At 44.2% G+C, this 20,668-nt stretch carries 23 protein-coding genes; 4 read left to right on the top strand and 19 right to left on the bottom strand.

What is annotated here, in order from left to right:
- Window positions 1-80: 80 nt before the first annotated feature.
- From DRW41_RS16365 to DRW41_RS16350, 4 genes are all read right to left on the bottom strand, one after another.
- Window positions 81-680, bottom strand: coding sequence for a response regulator transcription factor (locus tag DRW41_RS16365; protein ID WP_115453095.1), 600 nt, complete (start codon window positions 678-680; stop codon window positions 81-83).
- Window positions 677-1,813, bottom strand: coding sequence for a sensor histidine kinase (locus DRW41_RS16360; RefSeq protein ID WP_115453094.1), 1,137 nt, complete (start codon window positions 1,811-1,813; stop codon window positions 677-679). The genes DRW41_RS16365 and DRW41_RS16360 overlap by 4 nt, the downstream gene beginning before the upstream one ends.
- A 118-nt stretch (window positions 1,814-1,931) precedes the next feature.
- Complete coding sequence (gene desA / locus DRW41_RS16355; RefSeq protein WP_115453093.1) at window positions 1,932-2,978, bottom strand: Delta(5) desaturase DesA; 1,047 nt, start codon at window positions 2,976-2,978, stop codon at window positions 1,932-1,934.
- Between the two features lie 286 nt (window positions 2,979-3,264).
- Window positions 3,265-4,032 carry an NAD-dependent protein deacylase gene (locus DRW41_RS16350; RefSeq protein ID WP_115453092.1) on the bottom strand — a complete coding sequence of 256 codons (768 nt, stop codon included), beginning with the start codon at window positions 4,030-4,032 and terminating at the stop codon, window positions 3,265-3,267.
- Window positions 4,033-4,146: 114 nt separating this feature from the next.
- On the opposite strand from DRW41_RS16350, the gene DRW41_RS16345 reads away from it, so the two are divergent.
- Window positions 4,147-4,527, top strand: a complete 381-nt coding sequence (locus DRW41_RS16345; RefSeq protein ID WP_115453091.1) for a hypothetical protein — start codon at window positions 4,147-4,149, stop codon at window positions 4,525-4,527.
- 119 nt (window positions 4,528-4,646) lie between these two features.
- Here DRW41_RS16345 and DRW41_RS16340 read toward each other — a convergent pair whose 3' ends face one another.
- The 11 genes from DRW41_RS16340 to DRW41_RS16295 all read right to left on the bottom strand — a co-directional run bounded on the left by DRW41_RS16340 (window position 4,647) and on the right by DRW41_RS16295 (window position 12,907).
- A complete protein-coding gene (locus DRW41_RS16340) occupies window positions 4,647-6,425 on the bottom strand; it encodes a glycoside hydrolase family 3 protein (RefSeq protein WP_342772001.1) in 1,779 nt (592 codons plus the stop codon).
- Between the two features lie 357 nt (window positions 6,426-6,782).
- Window positions 6,783-7,304, bottom strand: coding sequence for a YbaK/EbsC family protein (locus DRW41_RS16335; RefSeq protein ID WP_115453090.1), 522 nt, complete (start codon window positions 7,302-7,304; stop codon window positions 6,783-6,785).
- A gap of 63 nt (window positions 7,305-7,367) precedes the next feature.
- Window positions 7,368-7,835 carry a DinB family protein gene (locus DRW41_RS16330; RefSeq protein WP_115453089.1) on the bottom strand — a complete coding sequence of 156 codons (468 nt, stop codon included), beginning with the start codon at window positions 7,833-7,835 and terminating at the stop codon, window positions 7,368-7,370.
- Window positions 7,836-7,933: 98 nt separating this feature from the next.
- On the bottom strand, window positions 7,934-8,092 hold the full coding sequence (locus DRW41_RS23065; RefSeq protein WP_181884602.1) for a hypothetical protein: 159 nt from the start codon (window positions 8,090-8,092) through the stop codon (window positions 7,934-7,936).
- Window positions 8,093-8,163: 71 nt separating this feature from the next.
- On the bottom strand, window positions 8,164-8,856 hold the full coding sequence (locus DRW41_RS16325) for a lysophospholipid acyltransferase family protein (protein WP_342772000.1): 693 nt from the start codon (window positions 8,854-8,856) through the stop codon (window positions 8,164-8,166).
- A 68-nt stretch (window positions 8,857-8,924) separates the two neighbouring features.
- Window positions 8,925-9,995 carry an alpha/beta fold hydrolase gene (locus DRW41_RS16320; protein WP_115453087.1) on the bottom strand — a complete coding sequence of 357 codons (1,071 nt, stop codon included), beginning with the start codon at window positions 9,993-9,995 and terminating at the stop codon, window positions 8,925-8,927.
- Window positions 9,996-10,020: 25 nt separating this feature from the next.
- Window positions 10,021-10,677 (bottom strand): TetR/AcrR family transcriptional regulator, encoded by a 657-nt coding sequence (locus DRW41_RS16315; protein WP_181884601.1) that lies wholly within the window; start codon window positions 10,675-10,677, stop codon window positions 10,021-10,023.
- Between the two features lie 406 nt (window positions 10,678-11,083).
- Window positions 11,084-11,686, bottom strand: coding sequence for a histidine phosphatase family protein (locus DRW41_RS16310; RefSeq protein WP_115453085.1), 603 nt, complete (start codon window positions 11,684-11,686; stop codon window positions 11,084-11,086).
- A gap of 29 nt (window positions 11,687-11,715) precedes the next feature.
- The gene (locus tag DRW41_RS16305) at window positions 11,716-11,976 is read right to left on the bottom strand and encodes a hypothetical protein (protein WP_115453084.1); all 261 of its coding nucleotides are present in this window, start codon (window positions 11,974-11,976) and stop codon (window positions 11,716-11,718) included.
- A 10-nt stretch (window positions 11,977-11,986) separates the two neighbouring features.
- Window positions 11,987-12,262: a hypothetical protein gene (locus tag DRW41_RS16300; RefSeq protein ID WP_115453083.1), complete on the bottom strand. Its 276-nt coding sequence runs from the start codon at window positions 12,260-12,262 to the stop codon at window positions 11,987-11,989.
- 12 nt (window positions 12,263-12,274) lie between these two features.
- Window positions 12,275-12,907 (bottom strand): pyridoxamine 5'-phosphate oxidase family protein, encoded by a 633-nt coding sequence (locus DRW41_RS16295; RefSeq protein WP_245959468.1) that lies wholly within the window; start codon window positions 12,905-12,907, stop codon window positions 12,275-12,277.
- Window positions 12,908-13,086: 179 nt separating this feature from the next.
- On the opposite strand from DRW41_RS16295, the gene DRW41_RS16290 reads away from it, so the two are divergent.
- Window positions 13,087-14,100, top strand: a complete 1,014-nt coding sequence (locus tag DRW41_RS16290) for a S66 family peptidase (protein ID WP_115453081.1) — start codon at window positions 13,087-13,089, stop codon at window positions 14,098-14,100.
- A 337-nt stretch (window positions 14,101-14,437) separates the two neighbouring features.
- Here DRW41_RS16290 and DRW41_RS16280 read toward each other — a convergent pair whose 3' ends face one another.
- From DRW41_RS16280 to DRW41_RS16265, 4 genes are all read right to left on the bottom strand, one after another.
- Window positions 14,438-14,845: a GNAT family N-acetyltransferase gene (locus tag DRW41_RS16280; RefSeq protein WP_115453079.1), complete on the bottom strand. Its 408-nt coding sequence runs from the start codon at window positions 14,843-14,845 to the stop codon at window positions 14,438-14,440.
- A gap of 227 nt (window positions 14,846-15,072) precedes the next feature.
- Window positions 15,073-16,965 carry an LTA synthase family protein gene (locus DRW41_RS16275; RefSeq protein ID WP_115453078.1) on the bottom strand — a complete coding sequence of 631 codons (1,893 nt, stop codon included), beginning with the start codon at window positions 16,963-16,965 and terminating at the stop codon, window positions 15,073-15,075.
- Between the two features lie 197 nt (window positions 16,966-17,162).
- On the bottom strand, window positions 17,163-17,873 hold the full coding sequence (locus tag DRW41_RS16270; RefSeq protein WP_115453077.1) for an ankyrin repeat domain-containing protein: 711 nt from the start codon (window positions 17,871-17,873) through the stop codon (window positions 17,163-17,165).
- 111 nt (window positions 17,874-17,984) lie between these two features.
- A complete protein-coding gene (locus DRW41_RS16265) occupies window positions 17,985-18,608 on the bottom strand; it encodes a CGNR zinc finger domain-containing protein (RefSeq protein WP_115453076.1) in 624 nt (207 codons plus the stop codon).
- 278 nt (window positions 18,609-18,886) lie between these two features.
- On the opposite strand from DRW41_RS16265, the gene DRW41_RS16260 reads away from it, so the two are divergent.
- Window positions 18,887-19,450 (top strand): GNAT family N-acetyltransferase, encoded by a 564-nt coding sequence (locus tag DRW41_RS16260; protein ID WP_115453075.1) that lies wholly within the window; start codon window positions 18,887-18,889, stop codon window positions 19,448-19,450.
- Between the two features lie 158 nt (window positions 19,451-19,608).
- Window positions 19,609-20,550: an MFS transporter gene (locus DRW41_RS16255; protein WP_115453074.1), complete on the top strand. Its 942-nt coding sequence runs from the start codon at window positions 19,609-19,611 to the stop codon at window positions 20,548-20,550.
- The last annotated feature ends 118 nt before the right edge of the window (window positions 20,551-20,668 follow it).

Here is a 20,668-nt window from a genome sequence, read left to right as displayed (position 1 = left end):
TTCATATGGGGCGTGCCGAGTGCGTTAGGACGCCGAATTTCCGTGAAATAGAAAAAGCGGCGGGTTGGGCCCGACGCCTTCTATTTAAACCAGCCTTTTTCCTTTGAGTGGGTGATGGCTTCGATCCGGTTTTTGACTTGGAGCTTGTCGAGTATGGTGGAGATGTAGTTTCGGACGGTACCGGCGGATAAGGTGAGTTCGCTGGCGATTTCTTTTGTGTTTTTGCCGTCAGCGATGAGCCCGAGGACGTCCATTTCCCTATCTGTCAACGGGTTGTCCTCGCTGTACAAATCGTCCATCAGTTCCGGTGCGTAGATCCGTTTCCCTGCCATGACATTCCGGATTGAGCCGGCTAGTTCTTCACTTGGGCCGTCTTTAAGCAAGTAGGCGCTGACTCCGGCTTTCAATGCGCGTTTGAAGTACCCGGGCCGGGCGAATGTTGTCAGGATGATGATTTTGCAGTCTGTGTCCTTTAATTCCTCCGCAGCTTCAAGGCCGCTTTTGCTGGGCATTTCGATATCCATGATGCATACATCCGGCTGGAGCGAGCGGACGAGCGTGACGGCTTCTTCCCCGTTCGCGGCCATTCCGACAACCTCCATGTCTTCTTCAAGGTTCAGCAGAGACCCGAATGCGCCGAGAAGCATCCGCTGGTCTTCCGCTATGACAATCCGAATCATCTCATACCCTCCCTTTCTAAATGTTTGACGATGGTCGGCACGCGAATCAAAAGTTCGGTCCCGTCGTCGGATACAACTTCAAGTGTCCCATTAACAAAGTCAAGACGTTCCCTCATCCCGGAAAGTCCGCTTCCCTTTAAAAAATGCTCTTTTCCGACATTTCCTATGCCGTTATCCTTAACAGAAAGCGAAATTTCTTTATTTGTGTGCGAAAGTGTGATTTCGCAGTGGGTCGCCTTGCTGTGCCGGACCACGTTTGTGACGGCTTCTTTCAGGCACATGCTTAAAATATTTTCGACGAGGAGCGGCACGTTTGGAAGCGACCATTCCTGGCTGCCCGAAAATTTGATTTGCGCTGCTTTAAGCATTTCCTGGACGCGGACGATTTCTTCGCTGAGCCGGATGCCGCGCATTTCGGCGACCATTTTCCTTACTTCGTTCAAGGCTGTCCGGGCGGTTTGCTGGACGTCCTTCAATTCGTCGGCGGCGCGGGCAGGGTCTTTTGAAATAAGCCTTCGCGCGAGATCGCTTTTCAGGCCGATCAGCGAGAGCTTTTGGCCGAGTGTATCATGGAGGTCGCGGGCAATCCGCTGGCGCTCCTCGATTTTGATGAGCTCGGAAATCCGTTTGTTCGCGTCCTCAAGCTTTTCCTCAAGCAGGCCGCGCTCGTTCCGGTGGCGGAGACTGAACGGCAGGAGGATCAGGCTGAGTAAGACGATAATCACGAGCGGCAATTGCCTTAGTAAAAATTCGTCACGCAGGATGATTTTTAAATTGATCGCGATGACCATCCCTGCAAGGTTGATGGAATACAGGATATAGAAGGGTATTTTGTTTTTAATATTCCCGATGAAATAGGCGATGAAAAAAGCGAAATATACATAGCTGAACAGGCTTGTAAGCGCGATGGAAATCCCAATAAGGAGCAGAGTCCATACATAAACCGTCCAGCCCTTTGAGATAAAGGCGAGCCTGTAAATCGCGAAAAATGCCAATGTCAGGATGATTCCTGCCATTATTCTTACTGTCGAAGAGGACAGGTAAATAAAGTAAAACGGGAGGATCCCGAGGATTGTCCATATATAAGGTGAAATCCCGGTACTCCCTAGCAAAGCCCAATATTTTTTAAACATATGCCAACCTCGTTTTTGTGAAATCTCTTACCGGTATTTTACCATAGAACATTGGTTCCTCCACGCTGGCCATACAAAAACACTCCCCTTTTGTAAGGGGAGCAGGAATGATTTTAACTTAATCGCCGTATTCGGTTTTCGGATTCATTTTGATACCGGCTGGTTTTTTTGAAAAAGTTTTCGCGGCAGAGTAGCCGACGAAGCGTTTCTTTTCCTCATCCCAAAGGCGGTATTTCAGCGATTCAAGGCTTGTGGACAGGGTCACTGTCGGCACATGCTGAAGCGGCTGTGTGTTGTTGTGCACTTCTTCAAGATTGTAGTTCGGAATCCTTGGCGCCAGATGGTGGACATGGTGGTAACCGATGTTCCCTGTCACCCATTGCAGGATTTTTGGAAGTTTGTAATACGAGCTGCCTTCAACAGCGGCAAGGACGTATTCCCATTCAGCATCATGTTCGAAGTACGAATCCTCGAAAGTATGCTGGATGTAGAACAGCCAGATGCCGAGGACGCCAGCAACGAACATGATTGGAAGCTGAACCATCAGGAACGCTTTCCAGCCAATCGCCAAAACCAAAATCGTAACGATGCCTGCGATCAGGACGTTTGTCAGCCATGTGTTCATTTTTTCAGGCATGCGCGCATCGCGGCGATTGAACCTGTTTTTGATGATGACCAGCCAGATTGGTCCGAGTCCGAACATGACAAGTGGGTTTCGGTATAGCCTGTACCCCAATTTTTTCATTGGCGTTGCGTTAGCATATTCCTCAACAGTCATGACCCAGATGTCGCCAGTGCCGCGCTTGTCCAGGTTTCCGCTTGTCGCGTGGTGGATGTTATGGTCGCGCCCCCATTGGCTGTATGGGAAAAACGTCAATACGCCTGTAATGGTGCCGACGAATTTATTCGCTTTCCTGTTTTTGAAAAAAGAGTGGTGGCAGCAATCATGGAAAATGATGAAGGTCCGGACCATAAAGCCAGATGCCAGTATTGCAAGTGCGAGCGTTAACAAATAGCTGACAGGCAGTGCTTTATAAGCAAGGAACCATAAGCCCATAAAAGGGATGAGTGTGTTCAAAATTTGAAATACGCTTTTTTTAGTGTCCGATTTTTCATAAGGAGCAACCTGTTTCTTGAGTGCTTTTTGCTGGTTTTGTACAGTCATTGAGTAAAAAGCCCCTTCCTTTACAATCTTAGTACTATGATTATAAAAGAAATTCAAATCGCTGTGCAGTAGCAGCTGTCATGTGTGTCACATGACAAATGTCATATTTTAGAGTTTTTTTTATGATTTGGTGCTAATATTTAGTGCTAATTGGCTTGAAATTTGGCGGGAATGTGGCAGTTTTCGATATCTGCCCTGAAATTTTCGATAACTGGGTAAAAATTTTCGATAACCTTGCTAAAACTTTCGATAAATCAAAAAAAGTGGGCGATATCGTTTCCCCGACCTAAAAATTCAAAAGCAATTTATCGATCTCCAACAGGGTTTTCCCTATCGAATCATGGATCACAACGGTGTTATGGGCGTGGTCGTACGGAGTTTCATCCATATTAATGATGATTAGCGGCACATCCGGCCCACGATGCTGCGGAAATGATGAAAACGGGACTACTTTCAAGCTGGTCCCGAGCACCAAAATGCAGTCAGCCTCTCCAATCCGCCCCAGTATGGCTGAGAAGCCTTCCGGCGTGAACCACTCACCCGCATCACCGAACAGGACAACATCCGGCTTGATGTACCGGTCACGTTCCTTACGAGTATCACACTCGCTGCACACATAAAAATCGTCCAGTTCATGGTAGCGGCGCATCATTTCCTCCGCACTGTACTTTGTTCCGCAGTTAAGGCAGCTGGCGGTATTCATCGAGCCATGAAATTCGATGACCTCCCTGCTCCCTGCTTTCTGGTGGAGGCCGTCAATGTTCTGCGTGATGACCTGCCCGACCCGGCCATCCCTCTCCCACTTTGCTAAAATCTCATGGCCAACATTCGGATGAGCATCGGGGTGATATAAATTTTCCAAGGCAAATTGGTAAAACTCTTTTGGTTTATTAAAGAAGTAATCCAGCGAGAGGATGTATTCCGGCGCCATTTTGTAAATGCCTGTTCGGGACCGGAAGTCCTTGATTCCCGACTCCGTGCTGATCCCCGCCCCGGTAAGGACGGCTATGTTCCTTGATTTCGCGATTATTTCCGCCGCTTTTGCAAACTTCATAAGGTTCACCCCCGAAAATTATTAGTGTCTAATTAGAATAATACTCATTTAGAGGAAGGATAAACAAATTCAATCTAGAATTAAGTCCTAAACCAATTTTTTGGAGGAATGATGTTGGATAAAATACTTTGCGAAATTAAGGATGCTCTAGAAACAAATGAATTGTTCGGTATTCCAATCGGAGGAGATTTTAACGAGCTTCTTTCAAGGCCCGAATTCTCGGAACCATTAAAGATTGAAAAAAACAATTACGATTATGGCCAGTTCGTTGTTGAAAGATACGAAGATGTTATCCTCGTAATCCGGATGCGTCCCGAAAAGGAAGTTTCTCTCCCTGATGTCCTTTCGCTTTTCGGCGAGGGAGAAGTGAACACGACAAGCCAATATAAATTTCTTTCTTATTCCAGTGAAAATGTATATATTCTCTTTTCATTCGGACTTGAAACCGATATCCTACAGCGAATCGACGTGTCTTCGACGATTTTTATGGATTGATGAAAAAGAGCAAAATAAACAATCGCCTTCGTACGGGCAATTACCACTTTTCTAATCCATTACAAAAAGCAGGCGCGCAAAACGCAGCCTGCTTCTTCACTATCCCCTTTTTTCTACCCTTAATAACTTAATCCAGTTCCAAATCCATACAAGCCTGGTATGCTGACTGGAAGTTTGCCCGAAGGATTTACTTCCCCTGCCAGGACCCTCGACAGTGCCAGGATCGACACATCGCGGTCGCCATATGTTGTGAGGTAGGCGCTGGCTGTCGGGAACGCCATCAAGTCATATGGATTTCGGATTGCCACGACAATCACTTTTTTACCCGAATCCTGCAACGCTTTGACAAGTTGCTGCTGTCCTGCGTTGGTAGCTCCATTGTACGTTGTGACAATGACTTTATCGGCCTGTTTCGCCAATTCCACTGCAGCTGCAATTTGTGCGGCTGTTGGAGTTGCTGACGCGGAAGACGCGCTTGTATTGAAGCCCTTCGCTTTCAGTAGATCAGCGAGCATTGTAGGCTTCCCTGTTGATGGGCCAGCAATCAGGATTGAATCTGTTTTCTTAAGCGGGAGCAGTCCGCCCTCATTTTTTACAAGCGTGATGCTCTTATTGGCGATTTCTTCAGCGGCGGCAAGGTGTTCCGGAGCGCCAACTACTTTAACCGCGGAAGCATCCGTATACGGATTGTCGAACAAGCCGCGCTTCATTTTGTATTCAAGGATACGGAATACGGATTCATCGAGGCGCTTCTTGCTGATTTCGCCGTTTTTCACGGCATTTAGAACTGCATTGTACGCTACCTCAACATTTGGCGGGTTCAAAAGAATATCGGCGCCAGCCTTGAACGCTTCAACCGCAATCCGGTCCGCTGGAACGACATTTGCTCCTGACATATCGAGGCTGTCCGTGATGATCAGACCATCGAATCCAAGTTCCTTCCGGAGCAAATCGGTGAGGATCGGTTTCGACAAAGTAGCCGGCAGGCCAGAATCATCAAGGGCCGGGACAACGATGTGAGCCGTCATGATCGAATCGACGCCCGCATCGATTGCCGCTTTGAACGGAGCTAAATCAACTTTATGAAGTGTTTCAAGGTCATGGTTGATGATTGGCAGGCCGTAATGCGAATCAGTAGCCGTATCTCCATGGCCAGGGAAATGTTTCGCTGTCGCGATGACATTCTGGTTCTGGAATGCTTCCACCTGGGCAACTGTCAAATCGGAAACAAGCTTCGGATCTTCCCCGAATGACCTTACCCCGATGACCGGGTTCGCCGGGTTCATATTTACATCGGCAACAGGCGCGAAATCCATGTTGACGCCAATTGCCTTAAGCTCTTTTGCTAAAATATCAGCTGTTTTCGCGGCGTATTCAGTTGACCTTGTCGCTCCCAGCGCCATATTGCCAGGGAAGACCGTTCCAGGTGATGTAAGCCTCTGTACAATGCCGCCTTCCTGGTCTGTCGAAATATACAGCGGTATCTGCATGCGCTGGGACATAGCTATTTTCTGCAGTTCGTTAGACAACGCATTTACCTGCGGCGGGTCTGCTGGAGTCGTGATGTTTTGGCTCCAGTTAAAATATATGACTCCGCCAATTTTGTATTTCTCGATAACTTCTTTAAAATTTTTGCCACCACGGTTATTTTTCAGGTTAGTCTCTTCATAAGCTTGGTCCTCCGCTTTTTTTCCATATACATGGACAATAAAAAGCTGGCCGACCTTTTCTTCAAGCGTCATGTGCTGCAGCTTGCTCTGGATCCAGCCTTTTTTGGCTTCGCCATCCTTCCATCCCGGCTTAACAGGATCCTGCCAGTTTGCATGGGTGTAGAATGGCATGCCAAGCAAGACAAGGGACAACGCCATCGCCACAATCAAAAATCGGTTAATTTTCAAAAAATCTTCCTCCTCCTTTAGGGTATTTGGAACGATTTTCACCTTGGCAGCCGTTGTGTTCGATACTCTAACGAGGTACTATGTAAAGGCTTACAACTGCCGCCAATTTTACCCTAACAGGGAATCAGAATGATGTCCATGCCGCTATAGGCCCAAAAGTTTGCAGTTAATTCAGAAAACTATGCCTTTTTGCCTATGATAGTGGAATCATTATTTTTTAACCAGTGTTTTTGCCGCTTACGGAAATAGCAAGCAGGTTTATGAATTGCTTCATAACTACACATTTCATTCTTATAGTTTCTATTTACTAAAAAATACAGGCAGCCAACGACGCGGCTGCCTGCTGTGCTGTATTCATTAGCGCCCTTGAGCTGCCTGGGCGGCCAATTCGCTGCTTTCATGCGGCTCATCCCAGCCCTTGCACACATCGGCCCAGCCTTTTGCGGAAGAATATGTATACAATTCCTCGAGCGTTACTTCAATTGCTGAGTTGGCGCTTCCGCACGCCGGAAAAACAGTAATAAACCGTTTTAACGATTCATCCAAATAAACGTCGAGATCGTTTTTCAACCCAAACGGGCATACTCCGCCAATCGCATGGCCGGTCTGTTCGAGAACCTCGTCCGGATTCAGCATTCTCGCCTTGAACCCAAAGGTTTGTCTGAACTTTTTGTTGTCCACTTTTGCATCCCCGGCCGCGACAATCAAAATGGCCTCATCACCTTCACCCCTAAACGATAAGGTCTTGGCAATCCGCGCGGGAATAACGCCGAGAGTTTCTGCCGCCAGCTCGACGGTCGCGCTCGACGTATCGAACTCCATGACATCCTGTTCCCTGTTCCATTGTTTCAAATGCTCTTTAACGCTTTCAATCGACATAGCGCAACCTCCTTTTTAAGCTATCTTAAGCCAAGGGTTGCTGGATGTAAACCATTCTGCGTTTTATTCGAACAGAGGAATTCCCGGGTCTTTATGGAGGCAATGGACGAGGATGGCATGCAGCTGGCCACGGTGATGGCAAAGATGGGCAAGGATTTCAAGCAGCCATTCGAACCTGGAGTACGTCACTCCCCAATAGGAAGTGATCTGTTCATTTAGTTCCTTTTCTGAAAATCCCAAATACGCTTCTTTTAAAATTTGGTAGTTTTCCGCAATCGAAGCTTTAATTTCCGGTATTGTCTTATAGGAACGCCCGGAATAAAACGTATCCATTTCTTCCTTCGAAAAGCCTTGGGCAATCCGCAAATCCGCAAGGCAAATCATCGCCAAGTGCTCAAACAATTCCCCAACGGAGTGTTTGTTTTCAGTGGGGCGGAATTTCAGGTCTTCTTCCTTAAGCTGATCGGCGATATCTGTAATGGTATCTAGGACGAATTTTATTTGATTTAGAGTATTTTTGCTAAAATTCATTGGTTCTCTCCCTTGAAGCCAACATTTGTATTCTTTTTTTCTATGTCTGAAGCAAGGCAATTTAAAAAAGGCCGAATCCCGGCCTTTCGTGCAAACGTCTATTTCGGATTTTTTCCTTTTGTCAGCGCCTTGTTCAGGCGTTCTTCATTGGCGAGGCCTCGGTCGCTGAACGCGTTGTCGCTTGTGAATTCGTTGCCGGCGGGTCCGCCGCTCATTTTATCCGTACCAATCTTCTTTTCGTTGTCATTCCTGGCCATCTGGACATCCTCCTTTTGGAAATATCACTATTATTTTTTCCAAAAGAGCCGGTGCTATGCAAATTGTGCCATTAAGAGGAAATGCGTTGCTGAAGGCTATGAAGTTTTTCCTCGAGCAGCTGGGTGTAATGGTCCCTCTCCTCCCTGGCGGCTGGCGGGATTTCGATTGGCTCTCCGAAAATGATCGTAGAACCTTTAAATGAAAACAATTCCCTGAATGTATTCGGGCCACTGTAGGCAGCCGGGATGATTGGTACTTTGGAGCGCGTGGCAATGGTGATGGCGCCCTGCTTCAATTCAGCCTGCTCCTTCACTCGGGTCCCGCTTGGAAAAATGCCGACAATTTCACCTTTTGACAAGAGGCGATGCGGAATTTTCAGCACGCTTGGACCTGGTGCGTCCCTGTCGACCGGGAATGCGTTCAGCTTTTTTAAAAACCAGGCTCCAAACCGGCTAGCGAACAATTGTTTTTTTGCCATATAGTGAATTTGCCTTGGCAGGACAGCTGTCCCGAGGACGAGTACATCGACCCAGCCTGTATGGGTACAAGCAATGACGAAGCCGCCTTCCTTAGGGAGAACCCCTCGATTAACAACCTTTGGCCTTGTAAAAAAAGCCAGGATTCCTTTAGCCAAATAGCCAACGAACGTATACATGATGCATCCCCCGCACGAAAAGGTTTCTCCCTTGAGCCATGCCTGATGGAAATGCGGGCAAGCCAGGAAAGAATACCGTTTTAAAAACATCTTCCTTCTATTAATCATTTAATCACAACGGATGCCATTTGCAAGAAAGATTTTCCTGCATTCAGGTGGAGATCGCGGGAAAACGATTAACGGATGCTGTAAAATCTTTCTGAAGTATCTGCCTTGGCGGCATGCTTTTTTTCGTCAATCAAATATCGCTCTATTATTTTCGTATCGTCGGGGTGGAACGCATGCGCGGATTTCTCCGCCCAAATGAGCCTCTTCCCTTTTTCGGCCTTCAACATTCCGGCATATTGTTCGACAAGCGCTCCATTTACATGGAAATCCTTCCGACCGTGAATAAATGTGACGGGTATCGGCATCTCCTTCACCGTTTCCATGAAATTATTCGTGGCCAGTTCTTCGATGAACGCCTGGTGGTAGACAAGCTTAAAGCCTTTGGCAAACGTATTGTAAATATCCTTTAACGTATAATCCGGGGATTGGAACATGGAAAAAGTGAGCCTGATGAGGCCCGGATGCTTGATTTCCTCGTCTGTATAAATGAGCGTGTTGAATCTTTGCTGCCACTGGCGGATGACAGCCCATTGCTCAAAGCTTTCCAGAAACGGCGGCTCCCCGACGGACTCGAGTTGTTTTAGTGCTTTTTTATTTCCGCGGCGTTTCGCTTCTTCTCTTAGCCAGTTGAGCGCCAGCCGGTCATTTTCCGTCCAGCTGACAATTTGGGACAAACCGACATAGGAATAGAATTTCTCCGGGCGTGTGGAGGCAAGGGTAAGAGCGACCGTCGATCCCCATGAATGGCCTGCCAGAAAGATTTTTTCGACGCCGAACCGGCTCCTCAGATAATCCGTAACCTCATTTGTGTCCTCAACAAACCGAGCGAGGCTCATTGTTTCCTGCGGAATGTCCGGGTAGTAGGATTTTCCTGTTCCCCGCTGATCCCAGAACACGACGTTGAAGTGCCGGACCAATTCCTTTGTATTTGTAACGATTGTGTAATCCCTTCCCCTTGATGATACACCTGGAAGCGGCAGCGATGGCCCGCCATGGATAACGAGCAGGACCGGGTTTTCTTTATCCTGGCCCTGAATCAAAATCGATTGCGCCAATCCACCTATTTTTATTTTTTCCACCGAACTGATTCCTCTTGATGAAATTTCAAAATCCGCTTTTTTTGTAAAAATTCCCGCCATCCCCATTTCCCCCTTTGGACCATGCTCAAGATACTGCTTTTATGAAAAAATCGATATGCCCCTTAAGCCGCTTTTCAATTTCCTCTGTTGATTTCCCCTCGAATTTCAGCACATTGTATTCCATGACAAGCGCGAAAACCGGATAATGGTATTCCGCCGAAAGCATTTGCCCATCCTCCTGATTAGGGAGCTTGCCGAGAACAATCATCTTTTGAAAAATCACTCCAACTCGATCAATCGTCTGGTTGATAATGGTCTCAAAGTAAATCGCCCTTGCCCGTGGATCGGAAAACAGCTCATTGTAAATGATCCGCCAGATTTTTCGCATTGTGAGGTTGTTGATGTGGTTCATAAAATTTTGCAGTCCGCGTTCAAGGACGCCGCGTGGATCCATCAATCCGGCAATCTGTTCGATTCGATCTTCGGGAGGAAGGATTTTTACGACTTCCACTTCAAAATTCGCGAATATCGTATCAAGGATTTCGCCTTTATTTTGAAAGTGCTTATACAACGAGCTTTCCTTAATCCCCACCTCGCCGGTTATTTGGCGAATTGACACTCCACGGTAACCCCTCTGGGAATAAAGATCGATCGCCACATGCAAAATCTTATTTTTTGTTGCATTCATAATCGGTTTTAGGTCCTTATCAAGGAATTGCTCAATCTCTTGGTCCTTTATCATCATTTTTACTCCTTGCAGCTAGTAAGATAACAACTGTTAGCTCGATTATAGGATAACAGTTGTTAGCCGTCAATGAGGATTGTTATTTTTTACTAATATCTGCTTGTTGTGGTCCCCCATAGGATGTGGTTGGGCCAGAACATGATTTGAGTGACACCTTTTTGGATTTCCGGAAAACCTTTGTCACTCAACGGGATTTGAGTGACACCTTTACCGGTTATTGCCCAATCGCTCTCACTTAACCTCCTTCCGGAAAACTAAGCAAACAAAAAAACCATCCAACGAAATAAGGGCTGGATGGCTTTAAATAAGTTGTAAATATTTTATCAGTTCAAGGGCTTTTTCAATGTACCCATCTCAGCCTTATTTTTTCGCCTGGAACGTGCCTGTGCCCCACTCTCCCAATTTAGCTTTCAAGATGGACTTGACTGTTTAGTATACGGATCATCTTCCTGCCGTTCTTAGTTTGGAGCACATGGAATCCCGTGTCCCCCGTTGGAAAAATCGTTTCATTGGCCACAGGAAGCCCAAGAAACGCATTGATGAGTTTCGAAATCATCCCACCGTGAGAAACGATGGCAATCCGTCCGTCAGTTGGCTGTTCATGAAGAATTTTTTGAAAAACCGCTTCTGCCCTGAACCGGAATTCAAGCTCTGATTCACCGCCATCGATTGGGATATGCGGCGGGCGCCCTCCCGGAGGAAGTGGATATTTCGTCGCGGCAACCTCCCTTGGCAGCCCGGCGAGCACCCCGTTATTAAACTCCATAAGATCGGTTTCCGCTACTAATTCGCAACCAGTTGCTTTTTGTAAAAATTGGGCCGTTTCCCATGCGCGTTTCAGCGTGCTAGCCAAGATGATATCCGGCTTCCATTTCGCCGCGATATAAGCAGCCATTTTCCCAGCCTGCTCCCTGCCGTAATCGGTCAATGGAAAATCAGCCCTTCCTTCATGAACTCCTAAAAGATCAGCTTCTGATTCACCGTGGCGTATGATAATCAATTCCAAACCTATTTCCCCCTAGAAAACTTCTATTTTTACTTTTCACCCATCCCGAAACCGAGCAACAATAAAAAGCCGATCGTACAAATTGCAATTACGTGCAGGGTGATTAGTAGGGTTTTTCCAACCCGGTTTTGGCTTTTCCTAACTCTAAAAATCCCAAAAAGCGGGAAAAGCAACAATAAAGCAATGTTTAATCGGCCAAAATTGCCAGAAGCCATTCCACTCAACATCCAATAGAAAAATCCAACAAAAAGACCGACATACCACATAGAATTCCAAATATACCTGTCCATAACTCCTCCTTTAAGAATGTTCTCCTAAGGCTACTTTCCTTATGTACTTGAAGACCTTAATAAAGGCAGTACAAAACAGAGTTGCTCCCAGCAAAATAAAACCAATAGAATAATAGATGATATGCCAGGCAGAAATTTGATCACTTACTTCAAATCCTAAAAATGAAAGCCCCATTCCGCTATCATCAACCATATGAATGGCACCCAGCAGGCTCATCCCTTTTTCAAAAAACAGCACACCAAAGACGGCATAAAAGATTATCCAAATGATCCTCCGTCCCGTCATTCCACCTCCCAACTAATAAAGCCTTGTTGCATAGCCTTCCTGGAGGGCCTTTTCAACATCCTCCGCTGTCATATCGGGGATTTTGCAATGATCCGCGAGCATTTTTGGCATGGATGGCTGTGAATCTTCCGAAAGCCAGGTATCAGGCTTCCAAAGCCCTGACCGAAGGAACGCCTTCGCACAATGCGCGAAGCATTCTTCGACTTTTACGCCTATCCCGAATAACGGCGTTTTTCCATTAGCCGCTGTCCTTTCCAACAGGTCCTGGTCGCGGCACACGTATGCTTTCCCGTTAATCCTCAGCGTTTCGCCGAGCCCCGGTATCATAAACAAAAGGCCGACGTTTGGATTGTGAAGGATGTTTTGCACAGAATCCATCCTCTTATTGCCAGGACGCTCGGGAATGAACAAATGATGATCGTCCAAAACTAGGACGAATCCCGGAGCATCCCCGCGGGGCGAAACATCGCATCTGCCCTCTAGGCCAGAGGTAGCCATGGTCAGGAAGGGCGACTTCGAAATGAATTCCCTGCAATGTTCATCCAGGTGGTTAATCACCTTGTTAAACGCTCGGACGCTTGGTTTCCCCGCTTGCGCACGTAATTCAAGAAATTGTTCCTCGCACGTAAGAATATCTTTAAACACGATGTAAACCTCTTTTCTATTCTTGTAAAAAAATAACTCTCTATCCAAATGTAGGTTTCCGTAATATCAGAATATACGAAAAACGGGTTTTGGGAAATAGATACACTGTTTTTAAAAAGAGGAAATAAGCTTTTTTACTAGAAGTATAAAAGAAAAAATAGAGCAAATGAGGTTATTAGATGATAACGTATCCGTTTTTACAAAAAGGGACGACAATCGGGGTAACGGCGCCTTCTTCCGGTGTTTCCGCAGACTTGCATGGCATCGTAAAACAAGCGGTTGAAAGGCTTGAGGCAAAGGGCTATAAGGTGGAGGTCGGTGAAACAGTATGGACCGACGACAAAACCCGATCAGCGCCCGCAATCAAGCGTGCAGAAGAATTTACTGCCATGATGCAAAATAATGAAATCGGAGCCATCGTCCCGCCATGGGGCGGCGAACTGCTGATTGAAATGCTTGAACCACTTGACTTCGACTCTTTGAAAAATAAATGGGTCCTGGGCTATTCGGACACGAGCGCATTGCTGCTTGCCATTACACTAAAAACCGGCATCGCGACAGCGCACGGAACCAACCTTGTAGACCTGCGCGGGGAATATTCCGACACTGTCACAGCGATGTGGGAAACAGTCCTTGAGACCAAACCGGGAGAATCCGTCCTTCAAGTATCTTCGGAAAAATACCAACTGGATTGGCAGCACGAAAATCCGGCTCCCTGCGTCTTCCACCTGACAGAACCGACTGTCTGGAAGTCCGTTTCACCCGGAAAAGTTGATATGAGCGGCAGGCTGCTCGGCGGCTGCATCGATATTATCAGGCATCTGGTTGGCACGCCTTACGGGAATATTCCCCGTTTCCGTGAAAGCCATATCCCTGGTGAGCCAATCATCTGGTATTTTGAAAATTGTAATATGAAAACGACCGATCTAAGAAGGTCGCTCGTCCAAATGAAGCTTGCCGGCTGGTTTGAAGGGTGTTCGGGCATTCTGTTCGGGCGCAGTCCCGCGAACGAATCGGTTGATAATTATACGATAGAAGATGTCTATCAAGATTTGCATCACGAACTCGCCGTGCCGATTGTCTACGATATTGACTGCGGCCATATGCCTCCGCAGCTTACATTCATTAACGGCGCTTATGCAGAGGTGGTTTTTGAAGACGGTAAAGGCACCGTCCGTCAAACGTTCAAATAAGTTTTCCTATAAATTAGAGAAAAACATGATGGTCCTGGGATCATCATGTTTTTATTTTTGCTATATGGCAAGCGATGCGATTCCTAACACTATTAAAAAAGTCCCGGAAATATAAGCTTTTTTACTATTATAATCTCCCTCGGAGAACAAATCTGCCAACAATAGCCTTAAGATCCTGTTTTCCCTTTTCTGAATGGATATGGCAATTAACAAGTACCAAACACCCGCAGTAAATAAGACCAACTCATACCCGAGGACAATGGAGATTAATATGAAAGCCCAAATTAAATAATAAAGAATCCGTCTAATCATTTTTAATAGTAATCCACCTTAACGTTTACCTAATAATATCCTTCTTCATCCCAATCGTAAATCTCTGAAACCCACGCTTCTCGTAATATGGTTCAAGTTTTTCCACACACATGAGCTGCGGAATAACCCGATTCAGCTCGCAATGGTGCGCAAGCCTGTTCATGATTTCAGTCCCAATCCCTTTTGATTGGTACTCCGGATGCACGCAAACCCCGCAAATGACGCCGGTAATAACTCCATCCGAAATCACCCGCCCCATGCCGATCAGCCTTTCGCCATCGAACGCATAAACCGAAAACCAGCTCTGCCGGCACATTTTCTCCATCTCTTCGGCTGTCAGATTCAATGAATTCCAATTGAGTGATTCATAAAGCTCCACCAGTTGCCTGATATCCAACGGAGAATCGCTTGTATAAAGTATTTTATTTTCCATAAAGGCTCCTTTTCATTTGTTAAAATTGTACAAGATTTGACTTAGAACTCAGACCGGTACCTGTCTTACTACGAACCGGCAAGAGTAATAGAACCACAATACTATCTTAGTCATAGATAAAAAACAAAATCAAAACTTAATTTACAAATCTCTCCTTAAGAGTAAAAACTCTATGAAAAAAAAGCAGCCAATTTGAAAGCTGCTTTCATAAGTAACTCTATTTTGCTCTATCTATTTGGTAAATTTTCAAGGTAAATATCTGAGTATTCAAGTAGTTTAAGTGTTTTATTATAATCTTCTTCGATATTATTTTTATCAAATCCATTTGCCTTTCCGTTTAAGGGAAGTATTTTAGAATCGGAAGATGAATACATAACCTTGTCGTTGATATATGAGCCGGTTACCATATAAAAACGCTCAGGCAGCAGATTCGGTTGAACATTTAGCAGGTCCTGGCCAAAATGAACTTGATTAACATTGATCCCTAATAAATTTGTTACCGTCGGCAAAATATCAACCTGGCCTCCTACGTTGTCCCTCACTTCGCCTTTTATTCCTGGAATTCTAATGAGTAAAGGTGTGTTCATCATCGTTTGTTTCGTATACGGTTCTCCAATAAAATCTTCCAGCATTGTCCTATCTTTGGTCTGAACAGTATCGGAATGAATCGCGAAATGGTCTCCATAAATAACCAGGAGCGTTTTATCCCATAAATTATTTTTCTTTAATTCCTCGACTAGTGTGCCTAGAGCGAAATCAGCGTAATGGATCGATTGCAAATAATCTCCTATTAAGGTCCCTTCATATTTTTCCGGTAAGTTCAGTTTCTGTAAATCTTTAGGGATTTTAAAAGGATGGTGGCTAGACATTCCGATGTAATGCGCATAAAACCTATTATTGTTTTCTGTTAATTTAACCAGCTCATTGAGTGAGTCCCGATAAAGCAGTTCATCTATTTCGCCAAATAGCAGCGTACGATCTTCGCCGAAGAACTCTTTGTCGTATACCCGGTCAAAACCTAAAGCCTTATAAAATTCCCCTCTGTTATAAAATTCTTTATCATTGGTGTGCAAAGTTGCCGTTTGATAGCCAACTCCATGTAATAGTCGTGGCAAACTTGGTATTTCTTTTCCCGCATATCGCTTGGAAGTGACATATTGTCCTGACGGATAAAGTGACGTATTAGCTAGGAACTCCGCATCCACCGTATTCCCCTGGGAAATCTGTTGATAAAATTTTGTAAAATAATAATTTTCACTAGCCAGTTGATTCAAAACCGGAGTTATTTCCTGTCCATTAATATCCTTGCCTATAGGGAAATTTTGAAAAGCCTCCAACTGGACCATGATCACATTCATGTCTTTGGCTGCTCCAAACAATTCAGGGTTTGGCTTCGTTTTAATTCCCTTGGTTTCACTTATTAATTTATTGGTGATTTGATTGGCATCGGTAATTACCGGTTCAGCAAAAAGCTGGCTATAGGTACTTGCTAATTGGTAATTAACAATCCCCATGTCCTGAATTTTTTTGTCTCTTTCTTTCGCTATTTCAGAAGAATGAGTGATCGGTACAGCTATAGAAAAAATACAGAATACAAGAAAACTGATAAGCAGTTTTTTCGGTTTAATCGTACTAAAAATATCTATTTTAAAGTCAATTCTTTTAAGCAAAAGCAGCAGTACAAGTAATAATGTATCCAGCATAAATATCAAATAAGCGGGATTAAATAACGCCCAGATACTTTCGCCTAACTTGCCTGCTTCGGAAAATTGAAGCAAAACCTGATAGTTGGGAATGGTCCCATAATAGTTGTGATATACAATAACAAATATAAAAAAGACAGAAGTAAGAAGATTGAATAGGATGTATCCCCATAATTTCTTGCTCTTAAATAGTAACTCCATGAATAGGAATATGCCTATCACTGAAACAATCTCCAGCCCGAAAAAATAACGGATGCTAAATTCCGAAAAAATCAGGGAATTAAAAGCAACCCTTTTAATTATGAAAAGAATTAAAAATAAGAAAAAGTATGTGTTGAAAATTGTATATTCTCTAACAGGCTCATTGTTTGCAGGGTTCGTGTGAGCATGTTTATCCGAATTTATTGAGCTGTACATTTATAGAATTACTCCTTTGGCCGTTATATTGTAAAGATTGTTAAAAAATTATATTTAAATAGTAAATTATTTTCTTATAGGAATTAATTTACTAACATTTCGTGAGATATTCAAACGAAAAAATATCCATATTAATATATCGGAAAATAAAAGCTTAAAAAATTTCAATGAAATTTACCCAAACGAAAAGGCAGGCACTATTTAGCGCCTGCCTCGACCAATATTTTTTCAATCTCTTTAAACCCTTTGTTCCGTGCATGCGTTAGCGGCGTAACTCCATCGCCATCCGGGATATTTACATCGGCACCGTGTTTGATTAGAAGCCGAATAATCTCCTGCTGCCTCATGTTCCCGTTGTTCAAAATGATCGCTTCGATAAGCGCTGTCCAGCCGAGATTGTTTACATGGTTCACACTAATATCCGTTTCGGTTAGAAGCAATTCCACAACTTTGACGTGTCCGCGCTCTGATGCGGGAATAACCGCAACCCCGCCATAGCGGTTCGTAATATGCGGATCCGCGCCTGCTTTTATTGCAAGCTTCAAGATATCAATATACCCTTCCGCGCCGGCATACAAAAACACATTGTTTTTCATATTGTCACGGATGTCCATGTCGGCTCCAGCATCTATCAATACTTTCGCCGCCGCCACATCATTGTTGTATGTAGCAATCATGACCGGGGTACGCCCGTTCGAATCCTGGACATTGATATTCGCCCCATCTTCAATCAGGCGGCTTATTTCGCTAACATCTCCGCGTTCGGCCGCGGCAAGCAACTGCTCTTTCAATCCGTTTTCCACGTTTGCACTCTCCTTTTGATGTTGTACTGGATGGCTATCCTTATCAAAACTGCAGCCTGAAAGCACTATGAACCCCGATAACAAGGCTACCAACCATTTCCTCACAATTTTACGCTCCTTGTCCAAGACTATTTTTATTAAAGGGGCAGCGCCAGAAAAAAAGCGAATTTACAACGTTAAGGATATAAAAGCAAAATAACTTCGTATTAGGAGCTATTATTTTTTATTATGATAAAATCGCTTTGCTTTTGCACGATTCCCGCAGTCTGCCATCGAACACCAACGTCTGCTACGATTGCGGCTTGTATCCAAAAACAGCCACCCACACGGAACCCCTTCACACTTTTTCACCCTACTTAGTTCTTTTTCAGAAATAAGGATGTCTATAGCAGATTGAATAATTGGTGGAAGCATTTCGTCTAATGCTTCTTCACAATTCGAAAATTCCAATGAAAATTTATTTTCACCAGGCACTACTCGCATCATCCCGTAAGCATTGCCTAAGGCTTTATTCAAAATAGAAAGATCTTTTGGGGCTGGTGTTTCATTGTTTATTACTCGACTAAAAATTTGGTAAATCGATTCCCGCAGCTCAATAGCTTGTTGGAGAACTTCGTTTGCCCTAGAAGGTAGATCTTCTGCTTTTTTTAATAGCGCAAGCGATTGTTGTTTCTTAAGAATATTGGCATGCAAACTCCAGTTTACCAACTTCTCGTAACTCGTCAGCAACTCCTGTGATTCCTCACTGCTATCGTGCCAACTTACTGTATTGGCAAAATCCAAACACAAACGTCCTCCGAGCAAATCATGCTTGTGTACATCTTTATTTATTTCAGACATGTGACTTCTCCTTTTCTTGCCGTAAGTATTTTGAGAGTCCGGGCAAAATAACTTTGAATTTTGGCTTATAACCATTATAAAAGGTATTGACAGTTAGAATCAACCACATCATAATATAACCATCAAAACAATTATAGAAGGTTATATAAATCCAGGAGGAATTCACTGATTCCACTCGAAAGTCTTTTTCAAATTTAGCTTTGAATTCGGTTCGCAAAGGATGTCGCCCATTACGGGCAAATCGATTATTATGAAGTTTTTGAAGGGAGCGGCTGAAAATGAAAGTTGACATCCATCCACTGACGCCGGATCGATGGCCTGATGTGGAGCGATTGTTTGGTAAAAATGGAGCCTGTGAAGGGTGTTGGTGTATGTACTGGCGTGTAAGAAATAAAGATTATAAAAAAAGAAGCAACTCTGAAAATCGCGCTGATTTTAAGAACATTGTTGAAGAAGGACGGAAACCGGGGTTATTGGCTTATGTAGAGGATCAGCCAGTCGGTTGGTGTTTAATTGCACCGCGTGAGGAATTCAGCGAACGAATCACTCATTCTCATGTTTTTAAACCGATAGATAATAGACCGGTGTGGTCCATTCTTTGTTTTTACGTACACAAAGATTTCCGAAATCGAGGGATTGCAAGGCAATTGTTGAGGGATGCCATTGAATTCGCAAAGACACAGGGTGCCAAAGCATTGGAAGCCTTCCCGAAGGACTTTGCTGGTAGAACTTCAGATGCAGCAGTATACATGGGATCATTCGATTTATTTCAAGAATTCAATTTTGTTGAAGTTCAACGCCATCATCCGAAACGCCCCATCATGAGATTAGAAATCACCTAAATTGTTGAGGAGTTATTTAAATAATTATCAAATTGAAGATGTAAAACAAAAAGTGGCAGAAGTAGATTGGGTTGGAATGAGAAAAAGCTGGTGCCAATCGACTTTTATTTGACTTTTATATTTCAATTAAAATGATATGTTATTGGAGTTTGTTCAACATGAGGATAAGAGATTGGAATAAAAGCTTGAAATCAAGGCTAATCGGCGAAGTATTCATGAACATTACATATTGGATGTTATTTCCGTTCCTAGCGATATATTTTGCTGATGAGTTCGGCAAGACAATGGCCGGTATGCTGATGATTCTTTCACAAATCTTTTCGGTAACGTCCAATTTAGTAGGAGGATATTGTGCCGACCGTTTTGGGCGTAAACGGATGATGGTTTTTGCGGCTACTGGGCAAGGATTATCATTTTTCATATTTGCTCTTGCTAATTCGCCATTTTACAATTCACCATTACTCGCGTTTGCAGGGTTTACATTAGCCGGTGTATTTGGTGCTTTCTACGCGCCGGCCAGGGATGCATCTGTTGCGGATATGGTACCGGAGGAACACCGGAGCGTTGTATATGCCGTTTTCTATACGTCTTTCAATATCGCGGTGGTCATAGGGCCAATATTAGGGGGGATTTTCTTTTTCCTGTACCGATTCGAACTCCTACTGTTTGCGACAGTGGTTTGTCTTTTATTGGCATGGATCCTCTACCGTTTTTCACACGAATCATTATCTCCCCAAACGATGATGGAGATGAAAGTGAAATCTTCCGGCTGGATCGGAGCTATTAAATACGGGAACTTCTATATATTCATTTTAGCAATGTTCATCTTCACGATGGGTGAGTTGTTGATCGTTGGAGTACAACAAAGCTTCATTTCAAAATTGGCTCCTGAAAATATGATGGGACAATATTTTGCGGCTGCGAGCCTTCGTAATACGATCGGACGCATGATTGCCCCGCTTTCGATTCCGATGACAGCTTGGTTCGGTTTTGTTTGGACGTTCATGATATTAACAGGTTTAGCTGTAGTAAGCGCATTCCTATATCTTATAGTATTTACATTATTTGAACAAAAAAGGGCAGCTTCCTCTTCATTGTAAGGGAGCTGCTTCTATTTGTAATGATTTTCAACATTGCGGCCGCAACAGTCATCCGTATCAATTGAGTTTGTTATAACTCCTCGATTTCTTCGGATTTTTCAAAATAGGATGATCATTA

Origin of the sequence: Neobacillus piezotolerans, from assembly GCF_003362805.1 — a bacterium.
Lineage (GTDB): Bacteria > Bacillota > Bacilli > Bacillales > Cytobacillaceae > Bacillus_D > Bacillus_D piezotolerans.
The sequence above is the reverse complement of the archived record's forward strand: the minus strand, read 5'-3'. Positions and strand labels throughout refer to the sequence as shown.

Bases quoted from the DNA above. Each gene is read 5' to 3' on its own strand.
- DRW41_RS16260 (WP_115453075.1), top strand. From the start codon at position 18,887: ATGAAAGTTGACATCCATCCACTGACGCCGGATCGATGGCCTGATGTG.
- DRW41_RS16255 (WP_115453074.1), top strand. From the start codon at position 19,609: ATGAGGATAAGAGATTGGAATAAAAGCTTGAAATCAAGGCTAATCGGC.
- desA (WP_115453093.1), bottom strand. From the start codon at position 2,978: ATGACTGTACAAAACCAGCAAAAAGCACTCAAGAAACAGGTTGCTCCT.
- DRW41_RS16350 (WP_115453092.1), bottom strand. From the start codon at position 4,032: ATGAAGTTTGCAAAAGCGGCGGAAATAATCGCGAAATCAAGGAACATA.
- DRW41_RS16300 (WP_115453083.1), bottom strand. From the start codon at position 12,262: ATGACGGGACGGAGGATCATTTGGATAATCTTTTATGCCGTCTTTGGT.
- DRW41_RS16265 (WP_115453076.1), bottom strand. From the start codon at position 18,608: ATGTCTGAAATAAATAAAGATGTACACAAGCATGATTTGCTCGGAGGA.
- DRW41_RS16290 (WP_115453081.1), top strand. From the start codon at position 13,087: ATGATAACGTATCCGTTTTTACAAAAAGGGACGACAATCGGGGTAACG.
- DRW41_RS16325 (WP_342772000.1), bottom strand. From the start codon at position 8,856: ATGATTAATAGAAGGAAGATGTTTTTAAAACGGTATTCTTTCCTGGCT.
- DRW41_RS16335 (WP_115453090.1), bottom strand. From the start codon at position 7,304: ATGTCGATTGAAAGCGTTAAAGAGCATTTGAAACAATGGAACAGGGAA.
- DRW41_RS16330 (WP_115453089.1), bottom strand. From the start codon at position 7,835: ATGAATTTTAGCAAAAATACTCTAAATCAAATAAAATTCGTCCTAGAT.
- DRW41_RS16280 (WP_115453079.1), bottom strand. From the start codon at position 14,845: ATGGAAAATAAAATACTTTATACAAGCGATTCTCCGTTGGATATCAGG.
- DRW41_RS16360 (WP_115453094.1), bottom strand. From the start codon at position 1,813: ATGTTTAAAAAATATTGGGCTTTGCTAGGGAGTACCGGGATTTCACCT.
- DRW41_RS16315 (WP_181884601.1), bottom strand. From the start codon at position 10,677: ATGATAAAGGACCAAGAGATTGAGCAATTCCTTGATAAGGACCTAAAA.
- DRW41_RS16305 (WP_115453084.1), bottom strand. From the start codon at position 11,976: ATGGACAGGTATATTTGGAATTCTATGTGGTATGTCGGTCTTTTTGTT.
- DRW41_RS16275 (WP_115453078.1), bottom strand. From the start codon at position 16,965: ATGTACAGCTCAATAAATTCGGATAAACATGCTCACACGAACCCTGCA.
- DRW41_RS16320 (WP_115453087.1), bottom strand. From the start codon at position 9,995: ATGGCGGGAATTTTTACAAAAAAAGCGGATTTTGAAATTTCATCAAGA.
- DRW41_RS23065 (WP_181884602.1), bottom strand. From the start codon at position 8,092: ATGGCCAGGAATGACAACGAAAAGAAGATTGGTACGGATAAAATGAGC.
- DRW41_RS16365 (WP_115453095.1), bottom strand. From the start codon at position 680: ATGATTCGGATTGTCATAGCGGAAGACCAGCGGATGCTTCTCGGCGCA.